The sequence below is a fragment of the Mesorhizobium sp. P160219 genome (assembly GCF_057786095.1).
The window spans coordinates 401,173-418,913 of sequence record NZ_JBYNWG010000001.1 but is presented as its reverse complement, the minus strand read 5'-3'; the positions used below and the strand labels follow the sequence as shown (position 1 = coordinate 418,913).

Below are 17,741 nucleotides of genomic sequence, written 5' to 3'. Positions count from 1 at the left end.
CTCCTACTGCCTGGTGGCGGCAGTTTCCTGTCGAGCCTCCGGCGGAGGTGCGGGAACCGAAATGGCTTCGGCGTCGAACGCCTGCTTGACGCGTTTGGTGAGATCGATCTGGGTGGCGAAGAAATCCGCCGCCGTGGTCCAGTAGCGCAAGGTGATGGCGACGCTGGCATCGCCCACCGTGGCGACGAAGGCGATCGGCGCCGGCTCTCGCTTGACGCGGCGCTCGCCGCCGGCAACGCCCAGCATGGTTTTCTGCGCCAGGTCGATGTCGTTCCAGGAGCCGATGCTCAGCGTGATGTCTCCGCGGCGCACACCGTTGCGGGTAAAATTGCGCACCGGCTGGTTCCACAGCGTCGAATTGGGCGCCAGCACATAGACGCCGTCTGTCGTGCGGAGCTTGGTGGCGAACAGGCCGATTTCCTCGACGGTGCCGGAAATGGCGCCGACCTCGACATATTCGCCGATGCGGAATGGCCTGAGCGCCAGAAGCATGATGCCTGCGGCGATGTTCTGCAGCGTGCCTTGCAGCGCCAGGCCGATTGCCAGCCCGATGGCGCCGATGGCGGCGATGATCGAGGCCGTCTGAACGCCGAACTGGCCGAGCACCATGATGACCACCAGGATCAGGATGGCGTAGCGCACGATCTTCGAGAAGAAATGGCGCAGCGTCGCGTCGAAACCATGGATATGGCCGAGGCCGGCTGAGATCGATCGTTCTGCGAGCCCGGCGACGAGATAGCCGACGACCAGCAGGATGATGGCGCCGATGGCGGAGAAGGAATAGGAAACGATCAGTGTGCTGAGTTGCGCAAGGCCAGCCTGCACGGTGAGCAGCGTGTTCTGGGGGTCGATTGGCATCAGGAAAATCCGTTTGGGGGGTGTGTCGATAACCCCTGCCGCGGCCATGGGTTCCGATTTTTCTCAAGGCTCCGGAACCGGAAGTCGTGCACTGCGTTCGCGGTGGCAGGGCCTCCCGTCTTGAAACTGCAAGGGAACTCTGCCTATCTATAGGGTGTCACCTGATTTCGTGGGTGATTTGGTTGTTCTTGCTGCGAAAGGAAATACACTGAGAACAGCATTGCGGAAGAAGGTTGACATCATGCCTTCGCCGGCCAGGATCAGCGTAGATGACGCCGTGTCCCGTGCCATCAAGACAGTCCTTGCCAGTCTGGAAGACTCCAAGGCCGAAAATATTGTCTCAATCGACATTCAGCGGAAATCGAGCCTCGGCGACTATATGGTCATCGCGTCGGGCCGGTCGCACCGTCATGTCTCGGCTGTCGCCGACCACCTGCTCAAGGCGCTCAAGGATGCCGGTCTCGGCACGGCGCGCGTCGAGGGGCTGTCCGGCGCCGACTGGGTCCTGATCGATTCAGGCGACATCATCGTCCATGTCTTCCGCCCAGAAGTCCGCGAATTCTACAATCTTGAAAAGATGTGGCAGGCGCCGGACCTCGAGGAAGAGACCTTGCACTGAGCTTCGTCTCATGTCGTAACCATCCTGGGTGCGACATGGATTGAAAGCTCGCCGAGGCAGGGATGAAGATAGCAGTTCATGCCGTGGGCCGGATGAAGGCCGGCCCCGAGAGAGAGCTCGCCGACCGCTATTTCGAGCGTTTCGCCAAGAGCGGCCCGGCGATCGGGTTCGAATTCTCTGGTGTCGCCGAGATCGCCGAGGGACGAGCCCAGAACGCCAATGAGCGCCGCCGGGAGGAAGGCCAGAAGCTGCAGGCACAGCTGCAGCCGGGCACGGCGCTGTTCCTGCTCGACGAACGCGGCAAAAACCTGTCCTCAGACGATTTCGCCAGCCGTATCGGCCAGCTGCGCGATGGCGGACGCAAGGCGTTGGTCATCGCCATTGGCGGCGCCGACGGGCACGACCAGTCGATTCGCGATCAGGCTGAGCTGATGGTCTCGTTCGGCGCGGCGACCTGGCCGCACCAACTGGTGCGTGTCATGCTGGGCGAGCAGCTCTATCGGGCGGCAACGATTCTTTCGGGACATCCCTACCACCGTTCGTAAATCAGTGGGTCGAGGGTCAATCGTCCGGATTTCCGCCCCAATGCGCGGCTGTTTTGTGCTAGGCTTCGGTTCGATCATGGTTGATGGTTCGTTAACGAAGCCACGCATAGAGTCGGGCTTCAATGGCTGACAACGGGAAATCACGAACGGGCTTCCGGCACGCGCGCTGCGGCATCGCTGCGGCGGTGGTTTTGCTGTCGCTCGGGCTTGCACGGGCCGAAAATACGCTGGACGTGGCGCCCGACCCCGATCTGAGCCGTGCCGAATATGAGAAGGTGTCGGCCGAGATCACGCTGTCGTCCGAACGGCTGGCCAAGCTCGCCGCCGACATTGCTTCGGTCAAGAAGGACCATGCCTCGATCACCGCGGCGCTTATCCAGTCGGCTATGACCGAGCAGAAGCTCGGCCAGGACATCGAGGATATCGGCGCCAGGCTCGAAGGACTGAAGGGCGAGGAACAGAAGATCCGTGTCTCGCTGGCGGCGCGGCGCGACGTGCTGGCCGAGGTGCTGGGCGCGCTGCAGCGCATGGGGCTCAATCCGCCGCCGGCGATCCTGGTCAAGCCGGAAGACGCGCTGTCGTCGGTGCGCAGCGCCATCCTGCTCGGCGCAGTGGTTCCGGAACTGCGCCAGCAGACCGACAAATTGCTGGCCGACCTCAGGGAACAGACCCGGGTGACGGCCTCGATCGAGGCCGAGCGGACGCGGCTGACGGCGGCGGTCGGCGAGCAGACGGCGGAAAAGAAACGCCTCTCCATGCTGCTCGAAGCCAAGCAGAAGCTCGAGGCGGACACGTGGACGGCGATGGCCGCTGAAAAGCAGCGGTCCCAGGCGCTTGCGGCCAAGGCCGGCAGCCTGAAAGAGCTGATCGCTTCGCTTGAAGCCGACAAGAGCCGCAAGGCGGCGGATGCCGTCAAGGCAGGCGAACAGAAAGCGGCCGACAGCGATAAGCCGGACGCCGATAACGCCGATGCAGGCACAACCGCGTCGACGGAGCTGGCTTCGCTGCCCGTGCCGGAAGGCAACCGCCTCACCGCCGCCGCGCCGTTTTCGGCACTTCAGGGACAAGTCTCGCTGCCGGTCACCGGCAAGATCAAGCTGCGTTTCGGGGCCGATGACGGTAACGGCGCGGTGATGCTTGGCGACATGGTTGCGACACAATCGGGAGCCATCGTCACGGCACCGGCGGACGGAAATGTGCTTTATGCGGGGCCTTTTCGCTCCTATGGTCAACTCTTGATCCTCAATGCGGGAGACGGCTATCATGTCGTCCTGGCGGGGATGAGCAGAATCAGCGTCGCGTCTGGCCAGTCGGTGCTCGCAGGAGAGCCGGTCGGCGCGATGGGAGAGGCCCGGGTGGCAAGCACCTCGGCCTCGAAGAATGGAAATGCCACGCCGGAACTCTATGTCGAGTTCCGCAAGGATGGAAAACCCGTCGATCCGACCCCATGGTGGGCGGACCGCTTCTCTGGAAGGACGTGAAATGATGCGGAAACTGTCGCTTCTTATTGCCGGTGCGCTGATGGGCGCGTCAGCGATGAGCCTGGTCTATGGCGCGCCCGGCTCGACGGCGAACGCTGCAGGCTCCGAGACCTATAAGCAACTGGCGATCTTCGGCGACATCTTCGAGCGCGTGCGGGCGCAGTATGTGACGCCGCCGGACGACAAGTCGCTGGTCGAAAACGCCATCAACGGCATGCTCACCTCGCTCGACCCGCACTCCTCCTACATGAATGCCGAGCAGGCGCAGGACATGCGTGTGCAGACCAAGGGTGAGTTCGGCGGCCTTGGCATCGAGGTCACCATGGAGAACGATCTGGTCAAGGTGATCACGCCGATCGACGACACCCCGGCTGCCAAGGCAGGCGTGCTGGCCGGCGACTATATCGCCAAGATCGACGGCCAAGAGGTTCGCGGCCTGACGCTCAACGATGCAGTCGAAAAGATGCGCGGCCTGGTCAACACGCCGATCAAGCTGACCATCCTGCGCCAGGGCGCCGACAAGCCGATCGAGTTGACGGTGGTGCGCGACATCATCAAGGTCAAGGCGGTCAAGTTCCGGGTCGAGAACGACATCGGCTACATGAAGATCACCTCCTTCACCGAAAAGACCTATGACGACCTCGAGAACGCCATCGACACCATCAAGAAGCAGGTGCCGAACGACAAGCTCAAGGGCTATGTGCTCGATCTGCGCCTCAACCCGGGCGGCCTGCTCGACCAGGCGGTGAGCGTGTCCGACGCCTTCCTCGACCGTGGCGAGATCGTCTCGACCCGCGGCCGCGACCCGAAGGACGTCACACGCTTCGACGCCAAGGCAGGCGACGACATCGGCGCCAAGCCGCTGATCGTGCTCGTCAATGGCGGTTCGGCCAGCGCCTCCGAGATCGTCGCCGGCGCGCTGCAGGATCTGCGCCGCGCCACAGTGGTCGGCACGCAGTCGTTCGGCAAGGGCTCGGTGCAGACCATTATCCCGCTTGGCGAGAACGGCGCGCTGCGCCTGACGACGGCGCTCTATTACACGCCGTCCGGCAAGTCGATCCAGGGCAAGGGCATCACGCCCGACATCAAGGTCGACCAGCCGCTGCCGCCCGAACTGCAGGGCAGGGACCTGACGCGCGGCGAATCGGACCTCAAGGGCCATATCAAGGGCGCCGACGAGAGCGATACCGGCTCGGGCTCGGCTGCCTATGTGCCGCCGGATCCGAAGGACGATCTGCAGCTGATCTATGCCGAACAGCTGCTGCGCGGCCAGAAGACCGATCCGGCATTCCCGCCGAATCCGGAGAAGGCAGTGCTTAACCAGTGAAATCGACTGGTAGCTCTGGCTGCCCAATCGAAGCGATGCAATGCTGCCGGGACCGTGAGGTTCCGGCAGTTTGATTCGGGGACCGCTGGGCGCTGCGCCTCAAAAGGCGCAGGGGACGCGCCGTCAGTTTTGGATCTGCGCATGGCGAAAAGATTTCGCCGATCATGCGCCCGGGGATGCGGCTTGGCTGACATCGGCAAGGACATCGAACGCCCACTCGGACAGGCCGCCCGACCGCGTGCTGCGTCGCGCGGGATCAGCGCTGGCGCCGTCGCGGCGACGCTGGTCGTGCTGGCCGCGGTCGGCATCTCCGGCGCGATCGCGCTGCGCGAGAAGCCGTTCCGCAAACCGGAAGCAATCGCGGTCTCGACGCCAAAGGTGACGGCGGCGGCCGAGCCCGCGGCCGCAGCACCCACTGCTCAAGCGACGGCGGCAGCGCCGAAGGCGGAAACGCCCAAGGCCAGCGGTCCGCAGATCATCCATGTGCAAACCCAGGAGGGTGACGGCCCGCCCAATGCAGCCATCGTCATCCACGACCCGTCGACGATCGGCCAGAACCTGAAGATCGCGCATATCCCCGACAGGGCGCTGATCGAGGCCAGCGACACCGGCCCACTCCCGGTTCGCGCCGCTGACGGCCGGCGGCCGTTCGATGTCTATGCGCGGCCGTGGTCGGGTTCGCGTGGCGCTCGAGTGGCAATCGTCATCGGCGGGCTTGCCGTGTCGCAGACCGGCACGCAGGCCGCGATCGCCAAGCTGCCGGCCGAAGTGACGCTGGCTTTTGCGCCGCAAGGCAACAGCATCGGCCGCTGGATGCAGGCGGCACGGCAGCGCGGGCATGAGGTGGTCATGCAGGTGCCGCTCGAACCGTTCGACTATCCCAACGTCAATCCCGGCCGCAACACGCTGACAGTGGCGGCAAGCCCGGACGACAATCTGAAGAATCTGCGCTGGGCGCTGTCGCGGACCACCAACTATACCGGCGTCATGAACTATATGGGGGCGCGCTTTTCGGCCGACGCGACAGCGATGGGGCCGTTCATGGCCGAGCTTGGCAAGCGCGGCCTTGCCTATGTCGATGACGGCTCGTCCGCGCGGAGCCTGGCGTCCGATCTCGCCTTGAAGGACGGTGTGCCGTTCGTCGCCGGCGATACGGCAATCGACGCCGTGCAGGACCGCGGCGCCATCCTGAAAAAGCTCGACGCGCTGGAAGCGACCGCGCGTGCCAAAGGCTCCGCCGTCGGCATCGGCTCGGCTTTCGACCTCACCGTCGACACCGTGGCGTTCTGGGCGGTCGAAGCGAAAAAGCGCGGCATCGAGATCGTGCCGATCTCGGCGGTGGCCATCGACCCGGAAAAGGGCTGACCGGCGCTTGTGGCGATTTTCAACGATGCCGAGAAAAGAGCTCTCTCTGGGCCTGATTGATTGAACCATCATCCCAGTCGACCTCGCGCTTTGATTGCGGGATGTGTCTCCGCCGATATTCGTTGTTGTAGAACAGGGTGCCGTGGATTCCGAGCACATCGCGTTTCAGGATGGGACGACCCCAAAGCGGCGCCAGCACGCGACCTGCCTCGTCTTCACCAAGCCGCTCAAATAAATCTTCGGCCAGTTCCATGTCTCTTCCATCCGGGAAGATGGCGGCGTACTCCTCCTCTGTTGCCTCGAACACGCTGAAGGTTGCGTTCAAGGCGCCGTCGATGATTTGAATATTTTTCATGGGATTACTCTGCCATTCGACCGCAACGGCGGCAACGGGGCCGGGTGGCAGTGACTGGAACGAACCCAAGTTTTCCGCTTCCGGGGCAAGCCTACTTTGAGTACGCTCCGCTCCGGTTCTCGAAATCATTCGCCACTGCCTCGCCGGAGCGAATCTCAGAACGGCTTTAAACTCCGATGGCTAAAAAGATCGACCCCGAGACGCTGCCATACCGCCCCTGTGTCGGGCTGATGATCCTCAATGGCGACGGGCTGGTCTGGGTCGGGCACCGCATCGCCGAGCCGGACAGCGAATTCGCCGGCACCACGCAGCTCTGGCAGATGCCGCAAGGTGGCATCGACGAGGGCGAGGAGCCGCTGCAGGCGGCCGGGCGCGAGCTCTATGAAGAGACCGGCATGCGCTCGGTCACGCTGCTGGCCGAGGCGCCGCACTGGATCAATTACGACCTGCCGCCCGATCTGGTCGGCATAGCCCTCAAGGGGCGTTATCGCGGCCAGACGCAGAAATGGTTCGCCTACCGCTTTCACGGCGAGGCCAGCGAGATCCAGATCAATCCGCCGCCCGGCGGCCACACCGCCGAATTCGATGAATGGGCATGGCGGCCAATGCAGGACCTGCCCGATCTGATAGTGCCGTTCAAACGCAACGTCTATGAGGATGTGGTGGCGACGTTCCGTCATCTTGCCTAGCTGGATGTGACGGTTCGCACGGCACCTGATTCGTGCTTTATTGATCGGGACACCCGCAGCCACGAGATCCATATGAACGACGCCGGGCAATGGCCTCTTAGCGCAGCGTATGGGCTGCCCCTCACCTGCCTGCCGGCTTTCGTCACTCGAAAAGCCAAGCAGTTGGCTTTTCGTCCGCCTTACGCGGACCGCTCTTCAACTCCCCGTACAGGGCCGGGGAGAAATATCCGGCAGGACAATGAGGGGCAGCGCCGACTTCGTCGGATCTGCGATGCATAAAGCCAAAGATACCATCAGCGAAGCGGCGGCCGGCGCCATTCTCACCATCGATCTCGGCGCGGTCAGGGAGAATTACCGGCGGCTGAAGGCAAAGCTCGGCGGCGCGCGCTGCGCCGGCGTCGTCAAGGCCGACGGTTACGGGCTCGGCGCGCGGCAAGTGGCGGCGGCACTGGTTGCCGAAGGCTGCGACAGCTTCTTTGTCGCGCATCTCACCGAGGGTGTCGCGCTGCGCGACGCACTCGGACCGAAGCTGGAAATCCATGTGCTGAACGGCCTGCCGCCGGGCTCGGAACCTGAAGCGGTGGCCGCCGACCTTGTTCCCGTCATCAACAGCACCGGGCAACTGAAGGCGTGGAGCGAGGCAGGCCAAAAGGCCGGCCGCAAGCTCAAGGCCGCCATCCAGGTCGACAGCGGCATGTCGCGGCTGGGCATGGCGCCGGCAGAGGTCGAGGCGCTTACGGCCGATGCTTTCGCCGGCGTCGATGTCGTCCTCGTCATGAGCCATCTGGCCCGCGCCGACGAGCCGGGCAATCCGGCCAATGACGCGCAGCTCAAAGAGTTCGAACGGCTGCGCAAAATGCTGCCCAAGGCGCCGGCGTCGCTCGACAATTCCTCCGGCATCTTTCTTGGGCCGCGCTATCAGTACGACCTCGCGCGTCCTGGCGCTGCGCTCTACGGCATCAATCCGACGCCTGATGAGGCGAACCCGATGCTGCCGGTGGTGCGGCTCGAGGCAAAGATCATCCAGACACGCGGCATCGATAAGGGCGCGGGCGTCGGCTACGGACATGCGTTTCTGGCCAGCGGTCCCTTGCGCGCGGCCACGATCTCGCTCGGCTATGCCGATGGCTGGCACCGGCGCGCGGCTTCGGCTGCCTGGCTCGACGGCGTGCGACTGCCCTTTGTCGGGCGGGTGTCGATGGATTCGATCATACTCGACATCTCGGCCCTGCCGGCCGGCCGGCTGCGCGAGGGCGACCTTGTCGAACTCCTAGGCCCCTCGCAGAGCGTCGATGACGCCGCCGGTCATGCCGGCACGATCGGTTATGAAATCCTGACCAGTCTCGGCCCCCGCTTCCACCGCCGCTATATCAACGAATAGAGCCGCGACACGCCGCCCCTTGGCGGACGCCGCAGAATCCGGCAGACAGGAGGCGGCGGCCCTCTGACGGAAGTCGTCGTGGAGAGTGATGCGATGAAGATCTTCGTGTTGGGCGGCGGCGTTATCGGGGTCACCACTGCCTATTATCTCGCTGAGGCCGGCCACGAGGTGACGGTGTTCGACCGCCAGAAAGGGCCGGCGCTGGAAACCAGCTTCGCCAATGCCGGCGAGATCTCGCCGGGCTATGCTTCGCCCTGGGCCGGCCCCGGCATTCCGCTGAAGGCAATCAAGTGGCTGTTGATGAAGCACGGCCCGCTGGTGGTGCGGCCGGCCTTCGATCCGTATATGTGGACATGGCTCATCAAGATGCTGCGCAATTGCACCGCGGATCGCTACGCCATCAACAAGGCGCGCATGGTGCCGCTCGCCGAATACAGCCGCGACACGCTGAAGGCGCTGCGCGAGGCGACCGGCATCGCTTATGATGAGCGGACCAAGGGCACGCTGCAGCTGTTTCGCACGCAAAAGCAGCTCGACGGCACCGGCGGCGATGTCGAGGTGCTGAAGAAATATGGCGTTCCCTACGAGTTGCTCGATCCCGAAGGCTGCATTGGGGCCGAGCCGGCGCTGGCCGGCGTGCGGGAAAAGTTTGTCGGCGGGCTGAGATTGCCCGGCGACGAAACTGGCGACTGCAAGATGTTCACCGATCGGCTGGCCGAGCTCTGCGTGGCGCGCGGCGTCACGTTCGAGTACGGTACGCAGATCCGGCGCTTCTCCAAGAACCGCAATCGCATCGTCAGCGTCGGCACCGACCAGCGCTCGCGCGCGGCCGACGCTTATGTGCTGGCGCTGGGCAGCTATTCGGCGCGCTTCATGCGCCTGCTCAGGCGCCCGATCCCGGTCTATCCGGTCAAGGGCTATTCGATCACCGTTCCGATCAAGGACGCGGTCGCCGCCCCGGTGTCGACGGTAATGGACGAAACCTACAAGGTGGCGATCACCAGGCTCGGCGACCGCATCCGCGTCGGCGGCACGGCGGAGATTTCCGGCTTCGATCTCAGGCTGCATGAATCGCGCCGGCGCACCCTCGAACATTCGGTCGGCGATCTGTTTCCGGATGGCGGCGACCTCAAGGCGGCGTCCTTCTGGTGCGGGCTGCGGCCGATGACGCCGGACGGGCCGCCGCTGGTCGGCCGCACCGAGTTCTCCAACCTCTATCTCAACACCGGGCACGGCACGCTTGGCTGGACCATGGCCTGCGGCTCGGCCAAGGTGCTGTCCGACATCATCTCCAGCAAGGTGCCTGATATCGATGTGCGGGAGCTGGGGCCGGAGCGGTATTTGAGGTAGGGGTGCTTTCTAAAGCTCGCGGGCCAGCACCCCCTCTGTCCTACCGGACAGAGGGGGTGTAAAGGATCGCTACAGAACGGCATTCCTTCAGCCTCGCCAGCCTCTCAAAACGCCTCCTTCACCCAGCCCTTCGAGAACAGCCACCGGTAGGCCCAGGGGATCATTACCTTGGTCGATACCGGATTCGAATGGGCGACATAGTCGTCGTAGACCGGCTGCATCCTGGCGTAGAAGGCAGGGTCGAGCACCGTCATGCCGTTCTCCAGATCGTGGAAGAAACTGCGGTTGTTGAGATTGACCGACGAGATCGTCACCAGCCTTTCGTCGATCATCATGATCTTGGAGTGCAGCACGACATCGGGCGCCTTGAATTCGCGGATGTTGATGCGGTCGCCATATTTCTCGACGAACAGCTTGTTGAGCGCGGTCAGCAGCTTGCCGCCAATATCGCCCTTGAGGTCGATGCGGCCGACAATGTCGATCCTGACGCCGCGCGCCAGCGCCCGCTCGATGGCCAGGCTGAGCTTCGGCGTCAGATTAAGGTAGGGATTGACGATCTCGATATGGTGCCGGGCAGTGTCGATCAGCTCGACGAAATAGGTCTCGAGCGCATGGTTGTCCTCGTAGGGCACGGAAATGAAATGGCGCACCGTGCCCGGCGGGCGCCGGCTGTCGGAGCGCACCGGAATGGAGAAGGGTCTTGCGATGTTGGTGTCGGCGTCGCGCAGCCACAATGTCGAGAGATGCGCGGCCAGCGTCTCGACCGTGGCCGGGTCGGCAAACTCGATGTCGAAATCGCTCCAGTTCGAATAGTAGTTGAGCGAGAGGCCGTCGGTCTTGCCGTATTGCTCGAGGTTCGGATAGCGCGACAGGTCGATCGGCTTGTGGAACAGGAAGCCGTCATGAATGTTGCGGCCGCCGATGATGACGCGCGAGCGGGCGGGATCCTCGGCAAGTGTCGCCAGCATTTTGACGTGATGGGTCTTGTGCAGCTGTGACAGTTGCTCGTCGACCGGCGCGCCGTGGTCGGCCCGCCAACGATATTCCTGCAACTCGACATTGGGATAATCGGCCGCCAGCCGGTGCAGCAGGGCATCGTCCTTGTCGCGCTCCAGCACGTCTGTGACCATGATGCGCACTTTGGTGCCGAGGGCTGCGTGATGGCGGATCAGCCGCTCGATGACGCGGCCGGAAAAATCGGCCTTGAACTCCAGCGACGACAGATAGACCAGCTTGAGTTTCGGCGCGCGCGAGAAATCGAGCGGCAGTTCGGGGTCGGCCTTGTCGAAGGCGCTGTCGGGTAAAGGCGCGCCGAGCAGCGCTTCGACCTTGGCGTTGAAGCCGTCGCGCGACTTGCGTAACAGGCGCGGTGACCCGAGCGGCAGCGAACAGCTCTGCGACAGCCAGCGGCCGGCGTAGAAGACGCGGGCGAGTTCATCCAGGCCGGATGGACCGGGCACTGGACAACGCTCGTAGCGGCTGTCGAGCGCGGCTATCGCCGGATAGGCAACCTCTTCGCGCAGGATGGTGAGCGGGGCGCCTGCCGGCGCCAGACTGGAGCTGAGCTTGAGACTGCAGCGGTTCAAACCATCGCTGGGGAATAGGCTGGCGGTTTGCTCGGCCGACAGGCGGAGCCGGAAGGCGGCACCGCTCGCCACGCTGCGCGAGCCACCGCCGGCGCGAATCGCCAGCGCGCCGTCGCAGGCGCCCGATATCTCAACCGGCTGCTTTCCCGGCTGGCGCATCACGATCTCGACCGAGCGCGCCTGCAGGCCGGAAAAGCTGAACGTCTTTGGCGCGGAGGGCCGCGCGGCGGCGGCGACATAGAGCGTCTGCCGCGACACCCGCCAGCGGCCGTCGAAATGGCCTTCGCCGGCTGTGCCGCTCACTGCCGGCATCTGTTCGGCGGCAACCGGTTTCGCCAGCTGTTCCAGTGTCCGGTAGGTGGCTTGGAAATCGCGGTTGGCGACGGCGTGGCGGTCATGGCCGAACGGACCGGTGCCGTTCGCCCTGTCGATGGCGCCGATCTGGTTGTGGGCGAGCAGCGCCAGAAACTGCCTTTCATAGTCGCTGGCACCGGCATCGCCGAAAAACGCTGCTGCTGCAGTCTGCGGTCCGGGCGTGCCGGCCGATACCGACGGCCGGCCGCAATCCTTCGCATCGGGGAAGAAATCGCAGCTGTGCCGGATCGGGGCGGCGCAAGCGGCAAGGGCCGCCAGCCCCAGCCCGGCCAGAGCCAGGCAGATGGCGCGGTTCATCCCGTGGCCCCGTTCATCGTCTTCAGCTCAGCCGGGTCGCGCGGCGGCATAAAGCCTTGCGGAAAGACCTTGCAGACGGGAAGTGCGAAAGTGGCGATCAATAGCTCGGCCTCGCCGCGCTCCTTTTTCGGCGCTGCCTTGTCATCACGGATCGCCTTTGCCGAGGCGACGAGCGCGCCGTCGCAGTCGCAATGATTATGGCGCGCGATGTAGCAGGCGTCATGGATTTGGCAGGCGCTGTCGAGGCGATTGACAGGGCGAGGCGAGAGGTCGCCGGTGCGGGTGCCGGGACCGCAGTAATTGCCGAAGACGAAAGGCGACGGGCGGGCCATTGCGATGCGGACCGGCTTGGGCAATTCGGCTTCCGGAACTTCGGTCCATGGATTGGCGCAGGCGGAAAGCGCGACAAATGGCAAGATGGCGAGTACCGCTCGCATTTTGATCCGCACCAGCTTTGCAAAAAAGTGTCCCACCCGGCGCAGCCAATCCTTAATGATAGGCGACATCGCGCTTGTTGCCACACTGGCCGATTTTGTGGCGAGGGCAAGGCGGCGCGGCCATCAGACAAACAGCCCGCGCTCTCTCTCGACCGCCTTGGTGATGAAGTTGGCGACGATCTGCACGCGGCGCAGCGGCCGGACCGATTCATGATAGACCAGCCAGTAGGCGCGGCGGATAGGCGTCACGATGTCGAGCGGGATCAGCTCCGGCATCGAGCGGGCGACAAAGGTGTGCAAGATGCCGATGCCAGCGCCCGAGCGCACCGCTTCGGCTTGGCCCAGCGCTGAGGAGATGGCGAAGCTGGTGCGCCAGTCCGGGCTGAACTCCGCCGCATAGTCGAGCGACGGGCTGACGATCAGGTCTGGGACATAGCCGATCAGCGTATGCTGGCCGAGTTCGGCAGCGGTCTCGGGTAAGCCGTGCGCCTGCGCATAGTCGCGCGAGGCAAACAGGCCGAGGGTGTAGTCGACCAGCTTTCCCGCCACCAGCCTGCCTTCGCTCGGCCGCTCGACGGTGATGGCGATGTCGGCCTCGCGCCGCGACAGCGAGAAGGAACGCGGCACCGGCACCAGCTGGATGGTGAGTTCGCGGTGCAGCGCGGTCAGCGCGCCAAGACGCGTGGCGAGGAATGCAACGCCAAACCCGTCGGGCGCGCCGATGCGCACCGTGCCTGAGATATCGTCGCCTTCGCCCGACACGGCGGAGCGCGCGGCGATCATGTCGGCTTCCATGCGCTCGGCAATGTCGAGAAAGCGCTGGCCGGCCGGCGTCAGCTCGCTGCCGGTGGTAAGCCGGCGAAACAGTTTTGTCCGTAACGCATCCTCAAGCGCTGCGATGCGGCGCGAGACGGTGGCGTGATTGAGTTCCAGCCGCTTGGCGGCGCCAAGGATCTGCCCGGCGCGGGCCACGGCGAGGAAGATGCGGACGTCATCCCAGTTCATGGGGGTGGTCCGGGCTAGCGGCGAACGCGGCGTTCCCGCCCACCCCCCTCTGGCCTGCCGGCCATCTCCCCCGCAAGGAGGGAGATTGGCAGCTCCGCCACCTGCGTCTCTTTTGGTGCGTTGAAGATTTGCGAAGGCGGCGGCCACATCTGATCTCCCCCCTTGCGGGGGAGATGTCCGGCAGGACAGAGGGGGGTGTGACGGAGCGCAACCTTCGGGCCTTTCAGCAATCTGTAATTTGCGGCAATTAATGCACACTCGTCCTTCGTTGTCTATTTCTTGCACAACGGTTGCGTTTCCCCTCGCGTTGCCTTCGCGCCTGCAAAGGGGTTGAATGCGCCATCACAAACTCAGGGAGAGAAACCATGATCGAATACGGTCATTTCATCGGCGGCAAGCATGTCGCCGGGACCAGCGGGCGCAAGCAGGACGTGATGCAGCCCATGGACGGCTCGGTGCGCGGCACGGTGGCGCTGGCTTCGCCGGAGGAACTGCGTGCGGCTGTCCTGAATGCCAAGGAAGCACAGATCAAATGGGCTGCGACCAACCCGCAGCGGCGTGTGCGCGTGCTGATGAAGTTTCTTGAACTGGTTGCCCGCGACTATGACGAACTGGCCGATCTTCTGGCCCGCGAGCACGGCAAGACCATCGCCGACGCCAAGGGCGACATCCAGCGCGGCCTCGAAGTGGTCGAAGTCTGCATCGGTGCGCCGCACATGATGAAGGGCGAGTTCACCGACGGCGCCGGCCCCGGCATCGATGTCTATTCGATGCGCCAGCCGCTTGGCGTCGTTGCCGGCATCACCCCGTTCAATTTCCCGGCGATGATCCCGCTGTGGAAGATTGCCCCGGCGCTGGCCTGCGGCAACGCCTTTATCCTGAAGCCTTCCGAGCGTGACCCTGGCGTGCCGATGCGCATCGCCGAACTGTTCCTCGAGGCTGGCCTGCCGGCTGGCGTTCTCAACGTCGTCAATGGCGACAAGGATGTCGTCGACGCCATCCTCGACGATCCTGATATCAAGGCTATCGGCTTTGTCGGCTCGACGCCGATCGCGCATTACATCTACTCGCGCGGCACGGCCGCGGGAAAACGCGTGCAGTGCTTCGGCGGCGCCAAGAACCACATGATCATCATGCCCGATGCCGACATGGACCAGACCGTCGATGCGCTGATCGGCGCGGGCTACGGCTCGGCCGGCGAGCGCTGCATGGCGATCTCGGTTGCCGTTCCCGTCGGCAACGACACCGCCAACCGGCTGATGGAAAAGCTGATCCCGCGTGTCGAAAGCCTCAAAGTCGGCCCGTCGACGGATTCGTCCGCCGATTTCGGCCCGCTGGTCACGGCGCAGGCATTGGAACGCGTCAAGGGTTATGTCGACACCGGCGTCAAGGAAGGCGCCAAGCTGGTCGTCGATGGCCGCGGCTTCTCCATGCAGGGCTACGAGGATGGCTACTATATGGGCGGCTGCCTGTTCGACAATGTGACCGCCGACATGCGCATCTACAAGGAAGAGATTTTTGGCCCGGTGCTGTCGGTGGTGCGTGCGCCGACCTATGAGAGCGCCATCAAGCTCGCCAACGATCATGAGATGGGCAATGGCGTCGCCATCTTCACCCGTGACGGTGATGCTGCTCGTGATTTTGCTTCGCGCGTCCAGGTCGGCATGGTCGGCATCAACGTGCCGATCCCGGTTCCGATCGCTTACTACACGTTCGGCGGCTGGAAGGCGTCGTCCTTCGGCGACCTCAACCAGCACGGCCCGGACGCGTTCCGCTTCTACACCAAGACCAAGACGGTGACCTCGCGCTGGCCCTCCGGCGTCAAGGACGGTGCCGAGTTCGTCATCCCGACGATGAACTGACCGGACGATTTCGAAGATAGGCAAGAAGGCCCGGGTTCGAAGCCCGGGCCTTTCTTTGTACGAAACCGACATTGGCCATCACGTTTAAGCGATGGAACCAAGAGCCTGTCATCTGCCTTAAATTGCATTCCTGCCGTGGTGCAGGCCATCAAAATAGCGCCGGTAGCAGCCGGGGTTCTCGTCTGGCGCAAGGAGGTGTCAGATGACACGACGTCTTGTGGCGGCGATGTTCTTTGCGGTGTTCGCGATGTCCGGCATCGCCGAGGCCAAAGCCGATCAATGCGCGGCGCGGACCGACCTGGTCAAGGCGCTCGGCGAGAAGTTCCACGAAAGCCAAGCCGCACGTGGCCTGGTGAACCCAAATGTGGTGCTGGAGATATTCGTCTCCGACCGGGGCACTTGGACCATCCTGGCCACCGACACACACGGCCAAAGCTGCATCATCACGGCTGGCGAAGGCTGGGACGGGGCGGCTATGGCAGCAGTCTTGCCGGGCACCTGATAAAAGACCGGTCGGAAGTCTGGAGCAGAGACGGAGTTCAGCGTGTGGCGGCCACTTCGGCATGGCCGCGCAGCAGTGCCATAAGGCGTTTGGCGTCCTTGGCGGCAGCCTCTTCGTCACCGGCCAGGATCGAGCGGATTAGCGCGACGTGGTGCTCAGCCGATTCGGCCAGTCCTGTGTCGGCCTTGTAGCGAAACCAGAAGCGGCGGCTGTGGGCCTGCAGGGGCGCGGCCAGACGGGCCGCAAACGGGTTGTCGGCGGCCATCGCCAAGGCCTCGTCGAGCGCCTTGTCGGCCTGGATGAAGGCCAGCACATTGCCCGAGATGACGGCCTTCTGCATGGCAAGGGCTGCCTCATGAAACAGATCGGCGGCCTCGCGGGTGACGAAGCGGGCGGCCGAGCGCGCCAGCACCACCTCGACGCCGCGCCTGGCATCCAGCACGCGCAGCCAGTCGCCGGGATGCAGCGGGGCAATGGCGATGCCGGCGCGTGGCCTGACGTCGAGCAGTCCTTCCCAGGCGAGGCGCTGGATCGCTTCGCGCACCGGCGTGCGTCCTAGCGCCAGCTTTTCGATCAGCGCGCCTTCGGTGACAAAGCTCGCGGGCGCCAGTTCCAACGTCACGATCATATGCTCGAGCACATGATAGGCCTTGGCGGCGGCCGGCTCGGGGGATGCTGTCTCAGTCGATATCACAGGTGGGCTCCTGATATATCTTCCATATATCATAACAGATTCCGCATTGACAGCCGGTTTGGCAACAGATATATGGCTGATATATCAGATGGAGAGACGATCATGTGGACCGGAGTTTTCCCCGCCGTCACGACCAAATTCACCGAAGACGACCGCCTCGACCATGCCGAGATGGAGCGCTGCTTTGCGTTGCAGATGGATGCCGGTTGCGACGGCATCATCGTCTGTGGCTCGCTCGGCGAAGGCCCGATGCTGTCGCATGACGAAAAAATCGAGGTGCTGAAGACTGCCCAGAAAGTTGCCGGCAGCAAGCCGGTTCTGCTGACCGTCAACGAGGCAGGCACCCGCGAGGCGGCGAACATCGCAAAGCGCGCGAGCCGGGAAGGCGCCAACGGGCTGATGGTGGTACCGAGCCCGATCTATCACACCAACCCGGAAGAGACGGTCGCCGCCTTGCGCGCCGTCGCTCAGGCCGGCGACCTGCCGGTGATGATCTACTCCAACCGGCTGGCCTACCGTGTCGATGTCACTGTCGACCAGATGGAGGATCTGGCTGCGGACAAGCGCTTCGTCGCCATCAAGGAGTCCTCCGACGACATCCGCCGCTCGACAGAGATCATCAACCGCTTCGGCGACCGCTACGATTTGTTCACCGGCGTCGACAATCTCGCCTTCGAGGCGCTGTCGGTGGGCGCCATCGGCTGGGTGGCGGGTCTGGTCGTCGCCTTCCCGCGCGAGACCGTCGCCATCTACCAGCTGATGAAGCAGGGCCGCCGCGAGGAGGCGCTTTCGATCTACCGCTGGTTCCGGCCGCTGCTCGATCTCGATGTCTCGACCTATCTGGTCCAAAACATCAAGCTTGCCGAAGTGCTCGCGATCGACACAAATGACCGCGTGCGCATGCCGCGCCAGCCGCTGTCGGGCGAGCGCCGCAAAGCGGTCGAGAAGATCGTCAAGGACGCGCTGGCGGTACGGCCGAAGCTGCCGCAGTTCTGAAGGCTTTCTTCTCCCCG

Annotated in this window: 17 protein-coding genes; 11 read left to right on the top strand and 6 right to left on the bottom strand. The window is 64.0% G+C overall.

The features are described 5' to 3' along the window. Window positions 1–3: 3 nt before the first annotated feature. Window positions 4–858, bottom strand: coding sequence for a mechanosensitive ion channel family protein (locus tag AC3EMP_RS02120; protein WP_023736854.1), 855 nt, complete (start codon window positions 856–858; stop codon window positions 4–6). A 241-nt stretch (window positions 859–1,099) separates the two neighbouring features. On the opposite strand from AC3EMP_RS02120, the gene rsfS reads away from it, so the two are divergent. The 5 genes from rsfS (at window position 1,100) to AC3EMP_RS02095 (ending at window position 6,195) form a co-directional block, all read left to right on the top strand. Next, a complete protein-coding gene (gene rsfS, locus AC3EMP_RS02115; protein ID WP_023668698.1) occupies window positions 1,100–1,477 on the top strand; it encodes a ribosome silencing factor in 378 nt (125 codons plus the stop codon). Window positions 1,478–1,539: 62 nt separating this feature from the next. Further along, window positions 1,540–2,022, top strand: a complete 483-nt coding sequence (gene rlmH / locus AC3EMP_RS02110) for a 23S rRNA (pseudouridine(1915)-N(3))-methyltransferase RlmH (RefSeq protein WP_023668699.1) — start codon at window positions 1,540–1,542, stop codon at window positions 2,020–2,022. A gap of 122 nt (window positions 2,023–2,144) precedes the next feature. Continuing rightward, window positions 2,145–3,503 carry a murein hydrolase activator EnvC family protein gene (locus AC3EMP_RS02105; protein ID WP_023668700.1) on the top strand — a complete coding sequence of 453 codons (1,359 nt, stop codon included), beginning with the start codon at window positions 2,145–2,147 and terminating at the stop codon, window positions 3,501–3,503. 1 nt (window position 3,504) lies between these two features. Further along, window positions 3,505–4,830: a S41 family peptidase gene (locus AC3EMP_RS02100; RefSeq protein WP_023668701.1), complete on the top strand. Its 1,326-nt coding sequence runs from the start codon at window positions 3,505–3,507 to the stop codon at window positions 4,828–4,830. Window positions 4,831–5,013: 183 nt separating this feature from the next. Continuing rightward, entirely contained in the window at window positions 5,014–6,195 is a 1,182-nt protein-coding gene (locus AC3EMP_RS02095; RefSeq protein ID WP_352512187.1) for a divergent polysaccharide deacetylase family protein, read from the top strand. A gap of 19 nt (window positions 6,196–6,214) precedes the next feature. Here the strand turns inward: AC3EMP_RS02095 and AC3EMP_RS02090 are convergent, their stop codons facing one another. Beyond that, window positions 6,215–6,550: a hypothetical protein gene (locus AC3EMP_RS02090; protein WP_023688909.1), complete on the bottom strand. Its 336-nt coding sequence runs from the start codon at window positions 6,548–6,550 to the stop codon at window positions 6,215–6,217. 176 nt (window positions 6,551–6,726) lie between these two features. On the opposite strand from AC3EMP_RS02090, the gene AC3EMP_RS02085 reads away from it, so the two are divergent. The 3 genes from AC3EMP_RS02085 to AC3EMP_RS02075 all read left to right on the top strand — a co-directional run bounded on the left by AC3EMP_RS02085 (window position 6,727) and on the right by AC3EMP_RS02075 (window position 9,970). Next, entirely contained in the window at window positions 6,727–7,239 is a 513-nt protein-coding gene (locus AC3EMP_RS02085) for an RNA pyrophosphohydrolase (RefSeq protein ID WP_023824279.1), read from the top strand. A gap of 271 nt (window positions 7,240–7,510) precedes the next feature. Beyond that, a complete protein-coding gene (alr, locus tag AC3EMP_RS02080; RefSeq protein ID WP_352512189.1) occupies window positions 7,511–8,620 on the top strand; it encodes an alanine racemase in 1,110 nt (369 codons plus the stop codon). A gap of 93 nt (window positions 8,621–8,713) precedes the next feature. Next, window positions 8,714–9,970 carry a D-amino acid dehydrogenase gene (locus AC3EMP_RS02075; protein ID WP_023668705.1) on the top strand — a complete coding sequence of 419 codons (1,257 nt, stop codon included), beginning with the start codon at window positions 8,714–8,716 and terminating at the stop codon, window positions 9,968–9,970. 104 nt (window positions 9,971–10,074) lie between these two features. Here the strand turns inward: AC3EMP_RS02075 and AC3EMP_RS02070 are convergent, their stop codons facing one another. From AC3EMP_RS02070 to AC3EMP_RS02060, 3 genes are all read right to left on the bottom strand, one after another. Next, window positions 10,075–12,228 carry a phospholipase D-like domain-containing protein gene (locus AC3EMP_RS02070; RefSeq protein ID WP_352712227.1) on the bottom strand — a complete coding sequence of 718 codons (2,154 nt, stop codon included), beginning with the start codon at window positions 12,226–12,228 and terminating at the stop codon, window positions 10,075–10,077. Continuing rightward, a complete protein-coding gene (locus AC3EMP_RS02065) occupies window positions 12,225–12,665 on the bottom strand; it encodes a phospholipase A2 family protein (RefSeq protein ID WP_352712229.1) in 441 nt (146 codons plus the stop codon). The genes AC3EMP_RS02070 and AC3EMP_RS02065 overlap by 4 nt, the downstream gene beginning before the upstream one ends. Window positions 12,666–12,788: 123 nt before the next feature. Continuing rightward, on the bottom strand, window positions 12,789–13,670 hold the full coding sequence (locus AC3EMP_RS02060; RefSeq protein ID WP_352712230.1) for a LysR family transcriptional regulator: 882 nt from the start codon (window positions 13,668–13,670) through the stop codon (window positions 12,789–12,791). Window positions 13,671–14,035: 365 nt separating this feature from the next. On the opposite strand from AC3EMP_RS02060, the gene AC3EMP_RS02055 reads away from it, so the two are divergent. Then, window positions 14,036–15,532: a CoA-acylating methylmalonate-semialdehyde dehydrogenase gene (locus AC3EMP_RS02055; RefSeq protein WP_352712232.1), complete on the top strand. Its 1,497-nt coding sequence runs from the start codon at window positions 14,036–14,038 to the stop codon at window positions 15,530–15,532. Between the two features lie 202 nt (window positions 15,533–15,734). Beyond that, complete coding sequence (locus AC3EMP_RS02050; RefSeq protein ID WP_352712234.1) at window positions 15,735–16,034, top strand: hypothetical protein; 300 nt, start codon at window positions 15,735–15,737, stop codon at window positions 16,032–16,034. 37 nt (window positions 16,035–16,071) lie between these two features. On the opposite strand, the gene AC3EMP_RS02045 is transcribed toward AC3EMP_RS02050, so the two are convergent. Continuing rightward, the gene (locus AC3EMP_RS02045) at window positions 16,072–16,761 is read right to left on the bottom strand and encodes a GntR family transcriptional regulator (protein ID WP_352596711.1); all 690 of its coding nucleotides are present in this window, start codon (window positions 16,759–16,761) and stop codon (window positions 16,072–16,074) included. 69 nt (window positions 16,762–16,830) lie between these two features. On the opposite strand from AC3EMP_RS02045, the gene AC3EMP_RS02040 reads away from it, so the two are divergent. After that, a complete protein-coding gene (locus tag AC3EMP_RS02040) occupies window positions 16,831–17,724 on the top strand; it encodes a dihydrodipicolinate synthase family protein (protein WP_352537837.1) in 894 nt (297 codons plus the stop codon). Window positions 17,725–17,741 lie beyond the last annotated feature (17 nt).